The sequence below is a fragment of the Microbulbifer harenosus genome (assembly GCF_005771435.1).
GTDB lineage: Bacteria > Pseudomonadota > Gammaproteobacteria > Pseudomonadales > Cellvibrionaceae > Microbulbifer > Microbulbifer harenosus.
On the sequence record NZ_VANI01000023.1, the window covers coordinates 1 to 21,682 of the forward strand.

The 21,682-nt window shown below is 54.0% G+C and carries 7 protein-coding genes; 2 read left to right on the forward strand and 5 right to left on the reverse strand.

The features are described 5' to 3' along the window. Nucleotides 1-396: 396 nt before the first annotated feature. The 4 genes from FDY93_RS18145 to glk form a co-directional block, all read right to left on the reverse strand. Complete coding sequence (locus FDY93_RS18145; protein WP_138237173.1) at nucleotides 397-11,325, reverse strand: RHS repeat-associated core domain-containing protein; 10,929 nt, start codon at nucleotides 11,323-11,325, stop codon at nucleotides 397-399. A gap of 417 nt (nucleotides 11,326-11,742) precedes the next feature. After that, nucleotides 11,743-13,251 carry a tryptophan halogenase family protein gene (locus tag FDY93_RS18150; RefSeq protein ID WP_138237174.1) on the reverse strand — a complete coding sequence of 503 codons (1,509 nt, stop codon included), beginning with the start codon at nucleotides 13,249-13,251 and terminating at the stop codon, nucleotides 11,743-11,745. Between the two features lie 152 nt (nucleotides 13,252-13,403). After that, complete coding sequence (locus FDY93_RS18155) at nucleotides 13,404-16,268, reverse strand: TonB-dependent receptor (RefSeq protein ID WP_138237175.1); 2,865 nt, start codon at nucleotides 16,266-16,268, stop codon at nucleotides 13,404-13,406. Between the two features lie 217 nt (nucleotides 16,269-16,485). Then, complete coding sequence (gene glk, locus FDY93_RS18160; RefSeq protein ID WP_138237176.1) at nucleotides 16,486-17,448, reverse strand: glucokinase; 963 nt, start codon at nucleotides 17,446-17,448, stop codon at nucleotides 16,486-16,488. A 634-nt stretch (nucleotides 17,449-18,082) separates the two neighbouring features. Between glk and FDY93_RS18165 the strand changes: the two genes are divergently transcribed. Further along, nucleotides 18,083-19,240, forward strand: a complete 1,158-nt coding sequence (locus tag FDY93_RS18165; RefSeq protein ID WP_138237177.1) for a helix-turn-helix domain-containing protein — start codon at nucleotides 18,083-18,085, stop codon at nucleotides 19,238-19,240. A 6-nt stretch (nucleotides 19,241-19,246) separates the two neighbouring features. Here the strand turns inward: FDY93_RS18165 and FDY93_RS18170 are convergent, their stop codons facing one another. Next, complete coding sequence (locus tag FDY93_RS18170) at nucleotides 19,247-19,942, reverse strand: lipase secretion chaperone (protein WP_171019035.1); 696 nt, start codon at nucleotides 19,940-19,942, stop codon at nucleotides 19,247-19,249. Between the two features lie 520 nt (nucleotides 19,943-20,462). Here FDY93_RS18170 and FDY93_RS18175 point away from each other — a divergent pair. Then, the gene (locus FDY93_RS18175; RefSeq protein WP_138237179.1) at nucleotides 20,463-21,353 is read left to right on the forward strand and encodes a dienelactone hydrolase family protein; all 891 of its coding nucleotides are present in this window, start codon (nucleotides 20,463-20,465) and stop codon (nucleotides 21,351-21,353) included. Nucleotides 21,354-21,682: the final 329 nt, after the last annotated feature.

The following is a 21,682-nucleotide window of genomic DNA, read 5'->3' on the forward strand; positions in this document are numbered from 1 at the left end:
TTTTCTCGATTCGACAAGTTGGATGTCATTTTTACGTTTTTCATTCACTTTGCGTTGATAGTAGACACGCTATTTAGTGTGAACAGGCCCTAGCTGTAGCAACAACAAGCTACTCCATACAAACAATTTCTTCATTAATGAATTCGCCACTTTCCTGTCTGGTAAAGCGCTCATATATGCCACTACACTTCCCATCGGCAGTTACCTCATAACATATCAAGTAATCTCCACTGGCATTCGAATACCAATTTGAAGAATCAGAGATTGGCTGAATTTCTTTGTTAGATCCTTTTTCAACTCGGCTCCACCCCTCCGATTTCAAGTCAAACGCACATGAACTAGAGCCGTTGAAAGTACATCCCACAAACAAAATGCACACTACGAAAACTAGAAACCTCATCTTTTCCACCCCTCCCCCATAACAGGACAGCTCCAAGTAGTTGCCGATGCGCCTCCACAACTATGAGTTCTACTTCCAAAAAATCCGGGAGATCGAGGGCCATACATGTGATTTCCTCGACCATCGAACATAAAAACACCTCTGAAATGTTCTCTATTTCCTCGGTAGAAACGGTAAGTTCGTCTATCCTCACCCGAGAAACCGTGGTCGTTCGGGTGGTAATGGTTTAATGCTACTAAGCCTTTTAGCCCTGTTGTATTCCAAGTAATACTTTGATTGGTATAACTCGTCACCGGAGAACTGTTGTAATAGGTCTGAACACCATCGCTATTCACGTGCCCAAGAATAGTAGCCACTCCATATTCATGATCTGTCCCGGCCGCCGTTCGAGCATTTTGCGCTGCCGTTTCTCCAGCTTGTAGCGCTTCATCTAATGACATGTGTACGCTAAGAGGGTCTCCATTTTCATCGAAAAACACTGGCTTCGCTATGATCCCATTGCTTTTACCGCTGCTATCTCCAGTAGTAACAATTTCATCTCCACTGCTACCGACAGAGCTCATTACATAGGACATTGCCGCAGTAGCCGCCCCATTTGCAAACTTACCCCCAGTCAACTTGGACATGGTACCCGCTAGCGCAATACTCGCCACGCCTCGCAATACATTGCCCAAGGTGGCTCCAGTCTGGGGAGCCAATGATCCGCCGGCCAGCGTACCAATACCAGCGGTGGCAAACCCATGGCCAAACTTACCGCCCTGCATAACGCTGGCAACGCCACTGATAAATGCAAACCCCATTACCTCACCGGAGCTAAAGCCGTCGGTAACCCCAAAATAGGTGCCGGCATAGGCCACGGCGGCACTGGTTAAGGCGGCTTGGGCAATATCGCCAAAACTTCCCCCCGCTTCAGCCGTCTGCAGCCCGGCGATTGTGCCCTGGGTGGCCGCCATGGCCCAGGCAAATGCTTCGGGGCCGCATGCCTCGCAGACTATGGTAACCACGACTGCCGCTATGATTTTAACCGCCGACCAAAAATCAATCTTATAGCCGGAGGAATCTGTATAGGCCAACGGGTTATTACGTACATAGCTGTAGCGATTGAGCATCTGCGTGTCATCGGCAGCCTGTACGAATGGGTCGGCCTGCATAAATCGGCCGAGCCTCGGGTCATAGATTCGGCCATTCATATGGATCAGGCCGACCTCGTCCAACATCTCGTGATCGGTATAACCGCGGGTAGTCGCGAAACTAAACAGTCCGGAATAGGTGGGCCCAACAAGTTCCGCCGGGCTGACTTTTTTCCAGTTTATGGCATTGCGGCGCTGCCCCCACGGATCGAAACTGAACTGATTTTCGACTTTCCCAAGCTCATCAGTGATGACATCCAGAGATCCGAGATGATCGCGGTGCAAATATCGCTGCTCCCGGCTCTGAAACAGGCCATCGGAACCAAAGGTGTCCGTGACAATGGCAACCCCCTGGATATAGCGCTTGAACTCGGTACGGTCCGCGTAAAACACCTTCTCGACATTGCCGAGATATAGGGTTTTTACGGTATTACCGCCCTTAGTAGTGTCTTCGCGTAAATAGCGCGAACGATCAGGCCCGTACTCAAACCGGGTAGTATGCCCGCCTTTCGCAATCTCCAGCGGTTTGTCAAACGTGCTGTAGGTTATGTCGCGGGAATCGTCACTCTCCATATTGCCATTGGCGTCGTAACTATAACTATTTCCGTCACTGGTAGAGATGACCGCATGCGGCCCTGCCCCACTGCCAGTATCCGGACCGTAGGTATAGCTCCCCACGTCGGACTTGGTCTCGATATTGCCCAAGCTGTTATAACTCACTGTCAACGCCGGCTGACCAGCTACCTGACTGCTTATCAGCCGATTCAAGCCGTCGTAATCAAATGACTCAGAGATGTTCTTACTGCCGCTTCGGTCGGTACGGTTGGTCAGGTTCCCCAACTCGTCCCAGGCATAAGAGAGCTCCTGCACTTGACCAATGCCGGGTACCAACCCCGCTATCTGCCCTTCCAGGCGCCCAGTGGCCGGATCATAGTACTTGGTGGTGGTGATGCCATTACCTTGTACAAAGCGAGTTACATTTCCTCTCGCGTCCATTTCCTCAACGGTGTAATGGGTAGCGCGGTAACTGCCGTCTTCCTTGATCGCATCAACAACCTGAGTCAGGAAGCCGTACTCGTTGTAAATATTGCGAGTGCCGCTGTCACGGAAGGTGCCATCACCGGCGGCATCAAAATTCTGGAATACGCGACCAAACTGATCATAGGTAACCTTGGCATAGTGATTGCCATGCACACCATCCGCGCCGAGGCTGGTACCCGTTGCACTGAGCCTTCCATAATGATCATAGGTGTAGGTCTGTATGTACCCGGATACCTTATCCTCAACTCTATCCAGCCGACCGAGGCCGTTTGGTGCGGTATCGAAGAACCACTGCGTCTCGACTTCGATAGTACCGTTACCGCGCCGATCCACCCTTGACGTCATCCGGCCGAGTAAGTCATATGCCATTGTGCTGACTTGCTGCTTGGCGTCAGTTTGACTGGTCAACTCTCCGAATGCGTTGTATTGATATGACCACACGCCCTTGTCAGGATCATCCATACGCGTTTTGCGGCCGAGAAGATCATACTCCAGCGTCGTGGTGATATTGTGAGGATCAGAAGGACTTCCAAGGGAATTAAGCTTGGTGAGGTTTCCCTGAGCGTCGTACTTATAGGTGATTTTTCCGCCTAAATTATCGACGACTTCAACCAACTCACCCAGGGCGTTTTTGCGGTCGGTTTTGACCTGGCCTTTGACATTCTTCGTGATAGTCTCAAAACCGCTATATTCGACTTCAGCATCGCTGACGGCGTTCGGAACATCGACTCGCACCACGCGCCCCAGGATGTCGTAATAGAAGGTGGTCCAATAGATCGCTTCGCCTTCGTAATATGGCTCAGACTGTCGCTTAACACGGCTGAGACTATCGTACTCGACATCCTGAAGAATCCATCTTCCATCGAAACCAATAGACGCAGTTCGGACATCTCGAGCCAGGGCATCCTTGTATACCTTGCTGACAGCCCCAGCGTTACTGCTGGTCTGTACTGCATAAAGCGCGCTAGTCGGACAGCCAGCATCACAACTGATAAACCTGGTAACTGCGGAAGCGCCCGCCTCGGTAGCTTCAAAATACTTCCTGCCGAGATTGCCATAAGCCATTATGCTTACGACACCGTTGATGTCTTCCACTCTGGTGGGCTGGCCGAATGCATCCCGTAGAACAATAGTCGAGCTGGTCTGCCCCAAAGCGTTTTCACTGCGCTCAAGATAGCGACCGTATGGATCATAGTAGAACTTCTCCGTTCTTCCTTCTCCATCCGCGCCGCGCCTGGTTACGGTGTCCTTATTGCCATGCGCGTCGTAACCATAGATCGTAGTCAGGCGAAGGGTTGCACTATCCGGCTCTACGATCTCCTCCTCCAACAATCCATGCAACGATCCTCCACTGATGTATTTGAAGGATGAAGTACGCGTACTTGTAGAACCCGGCCTGGTGCTAGTGACTTCTACACGCGCCAGACGCCCGAACTGCTTGTGCCATTCGCTATCACCATAGTCATTGACCGTCTCTTGCGTGAAGGTTTGACCATTACCCTCTGTCGTTACAACGATACGGGTCGGGTTACCATAGCCGTCATAAGTATTGGCTGTCTTGACCGTTTTCAGCAAACTGCCGGCAACAGAACCATTCCCCTTGAGTTCATAATTGCTTTCCCGGCTCTCTGCGAGATATACCTGGAACGGACCCGTCGGATTTCCACCGTTCCAGTTTATGAGCTTCCAGGTATTTTCTGAACGGCTGAGCAGATTCCCCTGTTCGGTACGGACGTCTGTCCTTATCGGATGACCAATAAACGGGAAGTCCTGCCGATAGAAGGTAGATGTTTGAATACCGGTTTGCTCATCTACCGTCAACAGCTTTTCAAAACCCAGATAGCCCCGCCCCATCGCCTGGAGTTTGGCCCCGCCGTAGTAATAGCTGATCCTACTCTTCGCACCCGCATTGACTTGACCGGGCACGCTGGCATGTGCGGCAGGGGCGGTGCCCTCTACTGCGGTAACGAGATAGAGCGGCGCCATGAATCCAAACACCGGGTCAGGCACCCCATCCTGATTACCGTCTTTACCAAGTGAATGGCTTCCCGACCAGTTGCCATTGAGCGCAGTATAGAAACCTGCGGTATCAACTGTGGTATAACTGGTCGTACACCCTCCTGCGATAGGAACACCATACGCCCCGAGACATGGTCCAGTGTAGGAGTTTGCTTGAATATTGAGACCCGCGTAGTGACCACTATCAACCATGGAGCCATAGCTGATCTGGGTTTCAGAACCTAGACCATTATCGATTTCTACGATCGCACTGGAGGGATGAACTTCCGCACCAGCAATAGCCGGCACCATAGGGAAAAATGTAAAGCTGTCATTGTAGATTATTGCCTGATCCGCTATACCGTCGCCGGTCATGTCGAGATACAGATAATTACGCTGGGACGAACCTGAGCTTAAAACTTCCGGAGCAGAAAATTTGTTTTCCGAGATATCCCACTCAGCCAGGTAAAGCCGACCTGCAACCTCATCGTGCCACACAATATCTGGATAACCATCGAGATTATAATCGAAGGCTTGCAATGTCTTTTTTGTGGAAATCGAGAGATTTACAGGATCGGAAAACCCGGCTCCAGTATTAAAGGCATAGAACCACTGGGTATTACTTCTCTTCGCCAGATAATCAGAAAGACCATCGCCATTGAGGTCCACAACCAGAATGTCCTTGATCGGAAAATCAAGGTCTTTATCAGGGAAAGAAGCAGTATCAGATTTGGTTGTTGTCGATGCGGAATAGAACGCCTCTCCGTGAGCAACGTATTCCGAGCCACTTTTCACCATGGCGTGGTAGCTGTAATACGTGGTACACACTTTGGCTACCTGTCCTGCGGACACGCATTCCTCGGGTGGACGGTAAGTGGACACGCCCCAAACGTCCATGACACCATCACCGTTAAAGTCTGGCGCGCCGCCATCAAGCAGCTCATACCGAATGGGATAGGCGCTCGTAAACGGTGTAGAGGTAGAACTCCATCTATATCGCTGATTCGATGATATTGGCTTGGATGCATCTACCTCCATCAGACGAACTCTTCCGATTGCCAGAGCATCCGGCAGCCCATCTGAGTTGGCATCCATGAAAATGGCATTCGAATTTGTAATTCCGGAAGAAATTGAAGCGGCCGAAATCTTCCAGCTCCCATCATTTCTCGGAACAGAAAGATGTACTCTCCACTCATTCTGGCGATCGCTAAAGACCAATACATCCTGCCTGCCATCGGCGTTATAATCCAGAACCTTGAGTTTTACTTTTTCGGTAACGTCCTCCCTATACGTAATTTCCTGTGTACCATTTGTAAAGTATCCAAGGCTGAGTTTACTCCCATCAGACACTGCATATTTCAGCTGATGGTCGGTATCACTACCATCTTGATCCCATTCCAACCAGACCAGATCGATATAGCCATCGCCATTTATATCTGCTGGCTGGTAATCAAATACACCGCGATCACTTTTTGGACTTAAATTAATGCTCCCAGTGGTCGAGCTCGCTCTCCGCATGGCGGTTTCCGTCCACGAGAAGGTTGTTTCCTTCAAACAAACATTGTTGCGCCCACATTCTTGAACACCCTCAAGTCGCGAAATTTTGTGGAGATCTCCGGACGTAGGCATATAGCGAAAGCTGTAAGTTCTCACGGTTTCCAATCCGCCATTATCTGTAACTTCCACAAATGAAAGGCGCTTTGTCATGGAGAACTTATAGCCAGCAACATAGAAATGCCGGGGATCGTCTCGACCCTCATAGCTGAATATAATGTTTGCCTGGGCTGCTGAGCCAGTACCATATGCGTACCGGATTGCTGCTATACGCTGGTCGTTGCTGTCTTTTTGATACTCATAAGTGATTTCATTACCGACACTGTCGGAAAAGCTGCTGCGCGACCACCTGTATGTGTAGTTATTATCACTGGTCTTATATTTGGAATCCGCTGTATAGCCATAAATGGATTCGGAGCCGTCCTTTTTCACTACTTTGAAGTAATTGGGCTGCCCCGGAGCCCCCCCTACAGCCGTAACCGTAAGATAGCTGTCAATCTCCGTTCGATAGCGGGCACCGACAGCGCCATAAGCATATCCATCCTCTACAATCAGACGCTGCCCATCCAAGCAGAAGCGATCTCCGTTTGTCCAGCGAATAGGCTTCGCCACTCCATCTTGCGCCATGGTTTGGCGGCACCGGACAATTGCAGAAAGACCACCAATAGACCAGCCTTGCCCCATTATTCCGTTGGCGGCACTACTAACATAATTAAAGGAGACCTCGGAAGTCACCCCCGCCGTCCCTGCCGGCACGACAACCGGGATAGCATAAGTTGCAGCACCAGCTTCGTTTACCCGGAACTGACCAGCGGTTACTCCTATCTGGTCTGAAGCAATGACACTGGAAAGACTGGGCACCACTACTGGTGCGGGCCCCGGTGGTGTCTCCGGCGGTTCAATTATCTCTATGGCCAAAGAAAGCGAACTCGAGAATGCGCTGCAGTCATCACTGTTGCACGCTCTTACTCTAAATTCATAATCGCCGGAACTATCAGCGACATGCTCAAATTGAGTCGATAGCCCTGAGTAAATCTGGTGCCAGCTACCAGAATCTTTGCGCTCTTCAACACGATAATTACCGACTTTTCCCGTTGATTTCCCCCAACCCAACGTAAGTTCACCAAATTGGGAAGGGCCTTGGATTACCCCCAAATTTCCAGGAACACTCGGTGCGGGGAAAGGAACATATATGTTAAGTGCCGCCGAATAGGCACTGCACGCGTCACTATTACAGGCTTTAACACGATACTGGCTACCTCCGGAAGCTATGCCAGTTACCGAAATGCTCGTTGCCGCACCCTCTCGGACTTTTTCCCAGGCTCCTGAAGCCCCATAGCGGTGCTCCACCACGTAATAGTCCACCTTCCCTGAAGAAGAATTCCAGGTGAATGCAAAGTTACCACTGACAGTCGGTGCAGATGTGATATGCAACCCACCAGGTATGCCGGGTGGTGGATAGGGGACATATACGCTGAGTACCGCCGAGTAGCTACTACAGTTGTCATTGTTACAGGCTTTTACCCGATAGTGATTACTGTCCCAGGGCGCAGCGGATATGGCTGTTTCGGAAGTTGCGGGGCTGGACACATGGAGCCAAGTGCCTCCAGAGGCACGGTGCTCCACTATGTAGTAACCAACGGTGCCGGTAGAATCTGCCCAATCCAGTGTGAAGTCACCGGAGGAAGTTATGGATCCAACAGTGCGCATTCCAGTGGGCACACTGGGAGCCGGATAGGGCACATAGACTGTAAGAAGCGGTGTGTAGGCACTACAGGCATCGATGTTACAGGCTTTAACCCGATAGTTATTGTTCCCCGGCAGAGCCCCTGTGATCGCCGCAATGGTACTGGCACCGCTTTGAACCCGTGTCCAGTTTCCAGTGCCGTTGTATCTCTGTTCCAGAATATAGTTGTCTACCTTACCGGTGGATGCCTGCCAAGACAGACTGAGTTCGCCCTGTGTATTGGGCGCCACCGCCACTTCCAGGCTTTCCGGAACACTGGGAGCGGCATAGGGCACGTAGACTTTAAGCACTCCGGAGTAGGCACTGCAGGCATCTGCATTGCAGCTGCGGACGCGGTAGTCGTGACTTCCCGACGGGGCACCACTCGCCGAGTAGCTCAGGGAGCCGGAACTTTGAACCTGAGTCCAGCCTCCTCCCGCATAGCGGCGTTCAAGCCTATATGTTCCCACGCGCCCCGTTGATGCCCCCCAACTGACGATAAAGTTTCCGGCGGATGTAGGCGGCGCGTTGACTTTGAGCCCCGTCGGAACCGATGGCGCCGGGTAGGGTATATAGACATTGAAGATATTGCTGTAGCTACTGCAAGCCCGATCGGTATTGCAGGCTTTTACACGGTACTGGAAGGTATCACCACTTGACTTCCCGCTGACCGGATATTGCAAATTCTTGCCAACGTTGATTTCCGAGCCCCAAGTACCGTTGAGGGGACGCGACTGCAGAGTGTAGTGGGTGACAATGGGGCCGCTGGACGCTCCCCAAGCCAAGGTAAAACTCCCATTCGTTGTCGGCCCCACTGATGTGGTGATATTACCGGGGCCACTGGGAATGGGATAGGGAGCAACAGCAGCGGTAATTAATTTCCAGGTACTGCAACCATCGACATTGCAAGCCTGCATCCTATACCGGTAATCCTTTTTTCCCGGCCCGTAATTGGCGGGTTTAGAGAAATTCATATTGCTACCGCCGGTAGCTATCACCTGCCAGGTGGTGCCGTCTACGCTCTCCTGTAGAGTGAAATTTGATAGCTGGCCACTGATTGCCCAGGCAACAGTGTAGGTGCCGCCCCAACCGATCGGATATTTCCCATCGGCCCCGAGATTAACACCACTTACATAGAGACTGATTACTGGTGCGGGATAGGGGGCATAGGTTTGCGAACCCGTTTTGTAAGCGCTGCAATAATAATCGTTACACGCGCGCACCCGGTAGGTGTAATTTTTTCCTCCTGCAATGCCGGAGGCCGTATAACTTAGCGTATTAGTATTCTGCTTGGTTACCCAGGCACCTGTGTCTACTTTCTGCTGTAAGGTGTATTTGGTTACTGTACCTGTAGACGCCGGCCACGAAACGGTGAAACGGCCCGCCTGCACCGGTGCACTAATGGAAGCTGGAACCGAGGGAGGATATATAACCCTTATTGGATTTGACGTTCTGAAACTACTGCAATTCTTGAAGGTAGAGACTATATTGCAAGCGCGCACGCGGAACGAATAGTTCCCCTCGCTGAGGCTGGAAACCGATGTAGTAGCATTCGCTTCGGAAGAAACACTAATCCAGCTTCCGCTGTCTTTTTTCTGCTCCAACTCATAAGTATCCGCGCCGGTTGCGCTTCCCCACGTTACAGCAAACGAGCCATCATTATCACTGGGCTGCAGCCCCGTGAAGCCGCCAGGAATAGCGGGAGTAGCTGCCACAATACTATTCCCTGACGTTTTATAGGTGCCACATGAAGTATATGTCGATACTACGTTACAGGCTCGCACTCGGAATTTGTAAGTGCCATCTACTAATCCGGTTACAGGCGCTGAAGTATCGGCACCGTCAAAAATTTTTCCCCAGGGCCCTCCGTCTTTCTGTTGTTCCAGTTCATATTTATCAATTGTCCCAGTAGGGACTGCCCATGAAATAACAAAGGCGCCGTCCACATCAGTTCCGGGGAGTCCGCTGATGGTTCCAGGCGCCCCAGGGGCGATAGCGACAATGGCGCTGCCGGAGGTTCTATACCCGCTATACGCTGTGTACGTTGACTCGGTGTTATAGGCCCGCACCCGGAAAATATACACGCCATCTGTCAGGCCCGAGACGGTGTTTGACGTTTCTGTACCGGTATAAACGTTGCTCCAACTACCGCCGTCTTTCCGTTGTTCCAGTTTATATCCATCCAGCGTGCCGGTGGCCGCACCCCAAGATATGGTAAAGGAACCATTTTTATTCGTAGCAGTGACTCCTGAGATAGAAACCGGGGCTCCAGGAGATATAGCGACAATCGCATTCCCCGAAGTTCTATAACCGCTACAGGACGTATAGGTGGATACGGTATTGCACGCCCGAACACGATAAGCATAGGCTCCATCACTTAGGCCTGAAATGGCTTTGGAGATTGAGGTTCCACTGTATACCGAAGTCCAGTTTCCGCCATTTTTCTTTTGGTAGAGTTCGTACTTGTCAACGGAACCGGTTGACGCACCCCAAGACACGGTAAAACCACCACTAGCACTCGTACCAGGAACACCGGAAATTGAAGGTGGAAGACCGGGTGGAATCGCCACGATTGCACTTCCGGAAGTTCTGAAACCACTACAAGCGGTGTAAGTCGACACCGTCTTACATGCCCTTACGCGATATGCATAAGTCCCGTCCGTCAATCCTGAGACCGCTTTGGAAGTCCCTGTTCCGCTATAGATATTCCCCCAGGATCCACCATTTTTCTGCTGATAGAGTTCGTATTTGGTGACACTTCCGGAAGACGAAGCCCAGGATACGGTAAATCCTCCACTGGTATTTGTAGTGGGAACTCCAGAGACGCTTGCAGGTACGCCGGGCGCGTTAGCTACTATTGTGGCCTTAGCTGCGCTATACGCACTACAACCCACATTATTACAGGCGCGGATACGATAGTTGTAGACATTATCTGCTTTTCCGCTAAATGACTTGCTTAATGCGAGGCCGCTGTAAACCTGGCTCCAGCTACCAGAACCAATTTTTTCCTCCAATCTGTATGACGTCGCCGGATCGCCAGTGGTAGGTGCAGTCCATGATAAAGAATAGGCACCATTTGGATCGTTTGCAGGCACTGTGAATCCCGGAGTACCAGGGGGCTTGGGCAGCCTGACCGTTATAACCCCCGAACTTGACGTACCGCGGTTGTACGAATAGCCATACAGATATGTCCACTCTGCTTTGTAATAGTAGCTGCCGTCAGATTTCCCCGTTATCTGGTGAAGCCCCCAACCGTTGCTATCACTGATCAATGCACAACCGCCGCCGCTCACACATTCATATAGCTTAAGGTTGTGAGGGTATTCATTCATCTGCCGGGTCATTGTCCCGGTGACGGTATAATTCCCATCTGTATCGCTTGCGGGCACAGATATCTGATAATTGAACGAGAAGGCGGAAGGCGAGATACAAAGAAGCAAAAAGCTGATGAGCGTAGCCAGCAAACGAAGATGCATAGGTAGTCCTTACCAAAACCAGCAGTTATTTATAGCGGCGAACCCATAAACACATAAACTGCGTATCCATTTCCAATGGTTATACCGGATGGCAGCAATATTGCCCTCCACCCAGGCGCAGGCGTAGAACAAAATTTCCTTTTGTCACTTATGTCTCTTTGAAGAGGGCAGAATAAAGAAACGTATATTTCTTACTCAAAAAGAGAATCCAACCGGATACTCATGAAAGACATCGGTGTTCCGTTTTCCCAGGCGACACTTTGCTCACGCAAATGGCATAGGACATGCCCGGGCGAAGCCGGGGCTGGGAAATCCATACAGCATCAGATAGCTGCAGCAACAAACTGCGCAAGTAATTCTGGGAGGTGTCACTTGATCAGACATGGCTCCCGGTCGATATATGCTCTTGAGAACCCTTCAGAACTTCAATGCCGCGAGCTGCTCCTTGTGCGGCCTGAAATTCAGCGCACAGCGACGGATAAACTCTCCGATTTCCTCCATCCTGTATTTGTGCGCGAGCTCATTACCCGGACGCAGCTGTTCCGGTGCAGGGTAGAGCCCCTTGCCGGTCAGAAGGCAGTTCCAGGATACGTTGGGGAAATAGACATCCAGCTTCTGATCCAGCAGCTCGTCGGTGATATTCTTGCCGCTCATCCAGGCCATCAGGATCGACCGCAAGGATGGCGAGATTTTTTCGTTGCTACCATTCGCAATCCAGTAGTCTGTGTCGGTGCGTGAAGTGATGCGGTAGTGGCAGACAATATAGTCGCGTACCGCATCAAAACGGGCACTGATTCGATTGTTAAACTCGCTGCGGAATTTGTCGGTGTGGCTACCGTTATTGTAGGCCTCGATAAAGCGCGTTACGGTCTCCTGCACCATATCCAATGCCGTCGCCTCGAGAGGCTCAATGAAGCCCTGCGACAGCCCCACTGCCAGGCAGTTCTTAGCCCAATGTTGCTCCACGCGCCCGACCTTGAACTTCAGCCGGCGCGCTTCGACGTCGCTGTCTAGCAGCCCCAGATGCGCGCGGAATTCGGTTTCCGCCTTGTCATCGTCGACGAATCTGGAACTGTACACATAGCCATTGCCGTTGCGGTTGGTCAGTGGAATTTTCCACGCCCAGCCGTATTTAAGCGCCGTGGAAATGGTGTGCGGCCCGAAGTCGACATCCTGCTCCGTCGGGAACACTACCGCAGAGTCATTGAACAGGCTTTCAGCGCAACTCTGGAACGGTACATTGAGCGCTTGCTGAATCAGCTGTCCGCGGAAGCCGGAACAGTCTACGTACAAATCGGCTTTTAGTGTCTCACCCTCCGCGGTTTTCAGGCAGTCGATATTGCCCTGCTGATCCAGCAGTGCATCTGTCACCTTGGCAGTCTTGTATTTCACGCCTTTCCTCGCCGCAACGCGCGCAAGAAATTTGCCCAGCAGACCGGAATCAAAGTGATATCCGTAAGCGATTTCAAACGGAAAGTTCTCTGGTGCAACCGGTGCCAGCTTCTGCCTGATCAGTTCGGTGGCGAGGAAGAAATGATCCGGATGTCCTTCCAGATCGATACCTTTACGGCGCAGGAAACTATTGTGAAAAAATGCGGGCGCCGTGAACTGATCCGGTTGCGCCAGAAAAGGATGGACGTACTGTGTGAAGCCCGGCTTGGTCGACCAGTCCCTGAAAGTAATGCCGACTTTATAGGTGGCGTTACACTCCGGCATCCACTCGGACTCTTCTACACCGATTACATCCATAAAGCCTTTCAGTGGCGGCGTGGAACCCTCACCGACACCGATAATGCCAATATCTGGCGATTCCACCAGAGTGATATCGAAGCCTTTGTCTTGCCAGTGGGTAGCCATCAGGTTGGCAGCGATCCAACCGGCGGTGCCGCCACCGAGGATGATGATGCGCTTTTTATCTGTATTCATAGAGTCTTTTCAAATCAGCGAGTCCGCCACTGGAGCAGAGAAAATATCGAGTGACCCACAACAAAAAACCGCCCGGCAAGCCAGGCTCGACGGGCGGTTCCCTGTGAGCCCCGGAATATCCGGGGAATCACTGATGCGCTAATTGTTTGGTATTAGTACTTATAGTTTATGCCCAGGTAGTACTGGCGACCGAACTCGGAGTACTCACCGAGAATGCCCTCTTCACCGTAGGACACAACGTTCGCCTCGTCGGTCAGGTTATTGGCAGAGAAGACCACGTCGATACCGTTTTCAAAGGCGTAAGACACCTGCGCATCAACGGTAGTGTACTCCTGAGCCATCACCGGGGTAGAGCTGCCCGGGATTGGCATATTCAGGATAAACTCGTCGCGGTAGCGAACGTTCACGTGGCTGCTGAAGTTGCCGATGTCCCAGAAAGCGGTGGTGCTCCAGACGTTTTCGGAAAGACCCGGCAGCGGCAGGTTTTCGCCGTAGAAATTACCACCACTAACCTCCGTCTCACTCTCGGTATAGGAGTAGCTTGCGGTCAGACCCAGGCCAGAAAAAGCACCCGGCAACTGATCGAAGGTCTTGGTACCGGCGAGCTCAATACCGCGAATGTAACCACCCTTGTCGTTGTTGACGAAGGTTTCAAACGCGCCGGCGCGGCGACCTTCGGGAACCTCGATGTTCAGCTGCTCAAACAGAGCATCCCGCTCTTCCTGGGTATCCAGAAGAATGAACTGCCTCTCGACCAGGCTTTCGATGTCTTTCCAGAACAGTGCCGCAGTGACTGCGCCGCCGTCTTCAAAGTAGTGCTCGTACGCCAGATCGATCTGGTTGGCACGGAAGGGGTCCAGATACGGGGAGCCCTTGGTCCACACATTGTAGTCGTCCTCACCCCATGAGCCGGCACCGCCTTTCAGCTGACCAGCCGGTGGGCGCCCCATCACTTTGGCTGCGGCAAAGCGCACAATGTCTTGCTCGCTCAACTCGAAGCTCAAGTTGAGTGACGGCAGCGTATCGGAGAACTCAGGCCCGTATTTGACGAAGTCGTAGCTATCACTCGGCACACCCACGTCGTCGATGATGTTTTGCCCCTTGCCGGAGCCAACATTCTGCAGGCCGCTGGCCTTGATGTCGGTCTCGACATAGCGCACACCGAAATTGCCCGTCACCGGAATCCCAGCGAGTTCGGTATCCAGGTTGGCCATCAGGTAATAAGCGTTGACTTTTTCTTCTGCCAGGCCGGACTCAACAAAAGTCCAATCCTTACTGAACACCTGCTTACCTTCGTAGTTGCCGGCACCGAAAATGCTGGTGGCCAGGCCATCGAAATCGTTGACCACCAGGTGGTCGGGTGCACCGGTAACAGACCCTACGGTTACGAAGCCGTCCAGTTCCTGCGGCATACAGTCAACGTATGTTGCGTCGCCCGGCTGGCCGGTCAGATTGTCCTCACAGTAGCCGTTGAACTGACCATCGCGGCTGCCATACAGGAATGCACCGCGGCGGGAATCAAACGCGCGCTCGGAAACACGCAGGCCAGCTTCGATAGAGGCAATGGCCTTCCACTCCAGGTCGAACTTGTAATCCACCTTGTAGCTGTCCACCTCATCGGTGTACAGATGCGGATACTCCTCGTAGCGCGACAGGCGCATGGTGTTAAGATCGGTGAAGTCTACGCCCGCGAATTCTGCGGACGGCATGCCTACGCCGCTGGAGGTGTAAGTCATGGACTGAGGAACTTCCGCCCAGGTGCTGCCATCGGCACTGATGTCATAGGCATGCATCGACACCACACGGTCCTTGCGGGTTTTGGTACCTTCGCTGCGGGCAATATCAAACACCACGGTGTTGCGGTCGCTGATATTCCACTCCAGGTTAAAACCGATGCTGTCGCTGTCCGCCTGAGTGGACTGATCTTCACTGCGCGCCTCGAACCAGGGGGCGGCCTTGGCGCCAGTGGCAGGGTCGACCGGAGAAACAGTGGCGCCGGTCACGATGCCGTTGGACACCACTGCATCAGTGATACTCAGATTGCCGGCGTTGGCATCCCTGAAACCGCTCGCGGTAATACCGTGGCGCAGGTCTGTGCGCTCGAACTCGGATTTAAAGTAATCCAGCTGCGCCTTGATGCTGTCGGTAGGTTGAAACACGATGCTGGCCAGGTAGCCGTCGCGGGTATCGGAACCGTTACCGGCCACCCACTGGAAGGCGCGGGCGCGGGCATCGGCATTGCCGTCGCCATCGTAGTCGACCGTACGATCATAGCCGACGTGTTCCGCATCGTCGGCACCCGCACGGCTCATGGTAAAGCTGTTCGGCTGATCCAGGTGGGAATAGCCGAGGGAAACGCCCAGCTTGTTGTCCATAAACTTGCCCATGTAGGACAGGCTTACGCGATTGCCAAACTCATCGGCACCAACTTCTTCAGCGGCGTCATTGTACGAGCTGCGAACGTTGGCAGTGAAATTGTGCTGATTGGGTGCATCGAGCGGGTTGGCGGTCTTCAGCTCGACCGTACCGGCTACGCCGCCTTCAATCAGGGAGGCCTTCGGAGACTTGTACACCGCCGCCTGGCTGATCAGTTCAGCCGGGTATTGATCGAAGGAGATCCAGCGAGTGCTTTCGGTATAACCGGCGGTGGACGCCTGCTCACGACCATTCAGGGTGGTCGCCAGGAAGTCGCCATTCATACCGCGGATGTTCAACTGCGAGGACTGGCCATTGGAGCGCACGGTGGTCACACCAGGCAGGCGGCCCAGGGCGTCGGCAATGGACTGGTCGGGCAGCGAACCCAGCGCACCAGCATCGACCACATCGGCCACTACGTCGGAGTTACGCTTGGCCTCAAGAGAGTCAAGCACACTGGTGCGAATACCGGTTACCGTAATCTCTTCAAGTGCCGTGCTCTCTCCACCCTCTTCTGCATATACGCCGAAAGATGCGGTCACAGCAGCCGCGATGGCAGCGGAAAGCAACGCCGGCCGGAAACCTTTGTTTGTCAGACTCATCATCTTCTCCCTTGGACTTATCGTTATGGTGAGTAACGCCATCCTAGGCTTACCCGAAGTCCGTATCCTCCCCCCCCGAGGGGGGGAGGAGGGGGAGAAACCGGGGTCGGCGGAGGATGGGGCCGGTCCCGGGTCACCATGGGAGGGGATTATACGCAGCGAACAAAAAATGTTCAGCCCCAAGGAGAAGTTCGCCAATCGCGGCGGAACCCTGTGTCTATATCTCTAGCCAGGCAGCGGCGCCGATCAGGGCCGGGTAGCCTGCCTTCAGCACCTCCACCCTCACCCCCTTTAGCCATTCGCCAAGACGGCCCTTGGTGGTGAAGCGCTGCTCGAACTGGCTCTCCGGCAGCAGGGATTCGATGCGAGGCAATACACCACCGCCGAGGAATACGCCACCGCGGGCGACATAGTAGAGGGAGGCATCGCCGGCGGCGCTGCCGAGGAAATTGAGGAAATCGATCAGGGTTTCCCGGCACAGCAGATCGGAGCCATCCAGACCGCGGCTGCTCACATCCGGCGGCGTCAGCGCTTCCGCCTGGCGACCGTGCAGGGCGCACACTGCGCGATACAGGTTGACCAGGCCGCCGCCACTCAGCACATATTCGTTGTATACGGGCATCTGGTCGCGGGCCAGGATCCGCAGTAGCTCCAGCTCGCGGTCGCTGCCCGCAGACAGGTTGGCATGCCCGCCCTCCCCCGGTACTACTCGGTAGTTACCGCCGTCATGTACCAGAGCAGCCACACCGAGGCCGGTACCGGGGCCGAGAACGACCATGGGGCCACCCGCTTGCGCGGGCACATCCCGCAGCGCCCACTTGTCTTCTTCCGGCAACCGCGGCAGCGACAGGGCCAGGGCGGCGAAATCGTTGACGACCAAGGCGCGGTCCAGCGAGAAGCGCCGGCAAAGCGCTTCAGCACGTATGTCCCAGCCCAGGTTGGTCATGGTCACCCGACCACCTTCGGGTGTTTTCTCCACCGGTCCGGCGACGGCAATACAGGCCTGGGTCGGGCGCGCGCCCTCCAGACCCTCAATCCACTGACCCATTGCGGAATAGAAGTCATCAAACATCGCGCAGTTCACCACCTGAACGGCTTCCAGCCGGTAGCCACCCTGATGCGAGTGGGCGACAGCGAAGCGGGCGTTGGTACCGCCGATGTCCGCAACGATTCTGGTCATGACAATTTCCTTAAACGAACTTTTATATAGGCCGGATAGACAAGCCCGGCGCACGCTGATCGGATAGCCTGGCGCACGTGGCCCGGAACCGCCACAAGTGCGGCTGCTGAAAAAAAGGCGCTATAAGGTAATGATTTACCGACAAAAACTCCACCCCTCCCGCCGATGGGAGACACAAATATGGGGGGATGAGGCGCCTGTAACATCCTGTGGCGTCCGGCGGTTCAGTTTTTGCGAGCGTATCCGGGGAGAGAAAAAATTCCGGCAGGTTTAACCTGCCGGCCCAGCCAGTTCAGAAGGTCGACGAGAAAGACCTATCAGCGGGAGAAGAGAGATGATGTCGGGCGTCGACGCGGCGGGATTCGCCGAGGAGTTCAGTTGGGAACTCCACGCCAGCACACCGGTTACGGGAAACCCGATGACGACAGTGTGCTGGGCGCCTCCAGCCACGTCGCCCCACTTTGGATAATTCGCCAAACTGGGCAGTGTCACTTTCACAAAAACGGCAAGCGGGATGGCCTGGCGACGGCAGGGTCGCGGTCCGCGCTCCTACCCCGGGGAGAATTCTCATATACTCCCGCCCACAAGAGCGATAAAAAACCATAAGAACGAAATTTCGATCGGCGATGTCTCAATGAAACAATACATATTCAATATTCACGACGTGGTTCTGCTGATGACCGCGGCGGAGTGCCTGCTGCTGGCCGTTTTCCAGTCCATACTCCCCACCCGCACCAGGCACGACGGTCGTCTGCTGACCGCCTTTCTGCTGATTGTTGCCGTAGCCTCCGGTTGCACCCTGCTGCTGTGGAACGACCAGTTCACAATGGCGCCGTGGTTTGAGCAGGTTTTACTGCCCTACCTGTTGTTCGCGGCACTGCTATTGAAAGGACCGGCAATTTATCTCTACTTCTGCTCTCTGACCCAGCAGAAGTTCCACTTCAGCCAGCGCCAGGCGCTACACCTTCTTCCCGCGCTGGCGGTGCTGCTGTGTATTGCGATCTTCAGTATTTCCAGCAGCGACCTGCGCCATATCGCGGATGCAGGCCAGTCCCTGCCGGATACCGCCATCGAATTTATCTGGGATCTGGCCTCCCTGGTGCCCCTGGTCTACGCGGTGGCGGCGCTGCTGCAGATCCGCCGCTATCGCCATGCATTGAAAGATGAGTATTCCCACTATTCGGAAACCGAGCTGCACTGGCTGTCGGCGCTGGCGTGGGGGGTGTGCATCTCCTGGACCTGGACCATGGTGGTGCATGTGGTGGCGAAATTCTCCAGCGAGGCGGTCGCGGACTATATGGGCATTGCCGATAACTACCTCTCCTTTATCCTGATCAATGCGTTCTTCGCCTACAGCCTGACCTATGCCCACCGGCTGCTGGTGACGCAGCCAAAGGAGGAGGCCCGCGAGACCACAGTGGAGGAGGAGCCCTCGGAACCGGCGATCGAAAAGGTGCGCCATGCAATGGAGGGCGACAAGATTTACCTGAAGAAAAACCTGAACCTGGAGCAGTTTTCCGAGCGAATTGATCTACCGGCAAAAGAGGTCTCGGCGGTGATCAATAAGCATTTCGGCACCAACTTCTTTGAGTATGTGAACAGTTACCGGGTCGAAGCGGCCAAGGCGCTGCTGTCTGACCCGGAGAAGGCGGATATGACGGTGCTGGATGTACTACTGGAATCCGGATTCAACAGCAAATCCGCGTTCCACCGGTTCTTCAGCCGTCTGGTGGGCATGTCGCCGACGGAATACCGCAAGCAGTCGTTGGCAGCGGGAACGGCAACCCAATAACATCGTTTATTCATGGGCGCCGGTCTCTTTGGGCCGGCCTCCTTCCATCTGATCCCGCTCTGCCAACCGCTGTGCCTCCGCACTCCCCAACACTTCTTCGCGCACGGCAAACACCTCATTCTCTCCGGCTCCACCCGCGCGCAACCGCGCCACCTTGGCTTCCAGCACCTTGCGGGCCAGTGGTGAGTCCATACGGCTCGCGCTGTTGTTGAATGCCTCCTGCAACTCCGCCAAACGCACTGCGCGCGCTTCTGCACTGAGACTCTTATCCCGCGCCACTGCAAATGCCGAAATCATATAGGGCACCTGCGTCTCCTCTTCCGCGAACAATTGCCCGGCTGTGTCCTCGCCGAGATAGGTACGCCGCAATGCCACCAGTTGGCGATAGCTCTGCATAGGGTCATTACTTTGCTGCGCTGCGGCCGCGCGCACATCCTGCTCCGCCTGGCGGTATGAAAAATATTGCCGGGTCATTTCCAGTAGCTGCACCGCGGCCGCCGCAGGCAACGCCTCTTCCAGTACCGACTGTAACTCTGCAAAAGCATCGGCACCGGCATCCTGGCCCAGTGCGGCGTAAATGGCCTGCAGAGCCGCAAGGGTGTTGCGGTCCACCAGCAATTCGCCCTCGGCAAAATTCAGCACCAGCAGTGCATCGTAGACCGGCAGCACATCAAACAGCGCCGTGATCGTTGTCTCTTGCACGATCGCGACTGCGTTATTGGCAGCAGGCGCTGCTGCTGGTTTCCGCACAGCCATTCTCTCCCCGGGCAATGCGGTCTGCGCAACCGGTTCCTGTTGCTCCGGCCCCGCTACTTCCGCGGGGCCACTAATATCTCCCGGCTGTGCAGCCGAAAACACAATCGCGGCAACGAGCGCAATAACCGCGCAGGTAATAAAAATTTTCACGGCACTACCCTTCAGGTAATCAGAAAAAATCACACAGCCACCAACACCGTAAAAATCGCTTATGCGAACCGTCCGCGCAAGGATATTAGGCGCTACAAAGAAATGGAATCAACGCCAGTGTGACAACAGAGGACAGGAAAAGGCCTTTTTGGTGTTTTATGTGCTTTCTGCGAAGAATCGTTCCAGCCTAATCTTTTCCCTGCTCGCGGTATTCCAACTCACATAAAAAATGTCCAAGAGCAGAATGGCCAGGCTGAAATCGGCTGTAAAAAATCCAATCAATGATGAGGCTAATGCGATAATGATGAAGAGAAATATGTTGAAACACCTACTGCCCACACTGGGTGCCATTCTGGGTATAGGTATAGGTGGGCTGTTCACCGCTGCTGCACAGGCGCAGAGTTGCCCCACCAATGCCATTTGTCGCTATGAAGATACTCCGGGAAATTACAGTGACAATGGTCCCTATGGCTACGACAGCTATACCATGCCCTTCCTTTCCACCCCCGGCGGCGCCACCGTGTATTATCCGCGCACTGCACAACCGCCCTATTCGCTGCTGGTGTTCACCCCGCCCTACACCGGCACCCAGATTATGTACCGGGACTGGGGCCCATTCTTTGCCTCACACGGCATCGTGCTGGTGACCATGGACAGCCGCACTATTTATGACAGCGTCGACTCGCGGGCGCGACAGCAGCAGGATGTGCTCGATGCAATGAAGGGGGAAAATACCCGCTTCGGCAGCCCGCTGCGCGGCAAGCTGGATACCGGTCGCTTTGGTGCCACCGGCTGGTCCATGGGCGGCGGCGCCACCTGGATCACATCCGCCGAATACGCCGGGTTGAAAACCGCCATGTCGTTTGCCGGCCATAACCTGACCGCTGTCGACAGTGACTCCAGTGGCCGCAATACCCGTATCCCCACCATTCTGTTCAACGGCGCCCTGGACACCACTTATCTCGGTGGCCTCGGTCAAAGTGACGGTGTGTACAACAGTATTCCCTACGGTGTGCCCAAGCTGTTTTACGAAGCCTCCAACGCCGGTCACTTTGCGTGGGGTGGCCCGGAAGATGCCAACCGCTACGTGGGTGAGCTGGCGCTGGCTTTCCAAAAAACCTATCTCGACGGCGACAGCCGCTGGGCGCAATTCCTCGACCGGCCCCCGTTTTATGTCGCTACATTCGCAAAAGCCAACATTCCCTGAGTCATGCGCTAAAAAATTTCCCAACAGAACATCCGTTCTGATAGGCGTTTGGGCACCGACTCCGGTCGGTGCCCCTTTTTTATTCGCCCGCCCTGCGCTGCTCGGTACACACCAACAGTTGCTACAGACGATGTCATGCCACTGACCTCGCGCGCCAATGCCGGCCCTAAAAATCTGGGCACATTGTGAGATCGTTACTGCTCGGAATCTGCCGGAACCACTGGCAGAGGGGGTACCACTGTTTGATCCCAGGGATCAGAAAAAGGATGGCGGCAAATTCAGAATTTACTGGTGTTTTGGCATCGGCTCACACCGTGTGAGCGCGTCAA

Bases quoted from the DNA above. Each gene is read 5' to 3' on its own strand.
- FDY93_RS18165 (WP_138237177.1), top strand. From the start codon at position 18,083: ATGAAACAATACATATTCAATATTCACGACGTGGTTCTGCTGATGACC.
- FDY93_RS18145 (WP_138237173.1), bottom strand. From the start codon at position 11,325: ATGCATCTTCGTTTGCTGGCTACGCTCATCAGCTTTTTGCTTCTTTGT.
- glk (WP_138237176.1), bottom strand. From the start codon at position 17,448: ATGACCAGAATCGTTGCGGACATCGGCGGTACCAACGCCCGCTTCGCT.
- FDY93_RS18150 (WP_138237174.1), bottom strand. From the start codon at position 13,251: ATGAATACAGATAAAAAGCGCATCATCATCCTCGGTGGCGGCACCGCC.
- FDY93_RS18155 (WP_138237175.1), bottom strand. From the start codon at position 16,268: ATGAGTCTGACAAACAAAGGTTTCCGGCCGGCGTTGCTTTCCGCTGCC.
- FDY93_RS18175 (WP_138237179.1), top strand. From the start codon at position 20,463: ATGTTGAAACACCTACTGCCCACACTGGGTGCCATTCTGGGTATAGGT.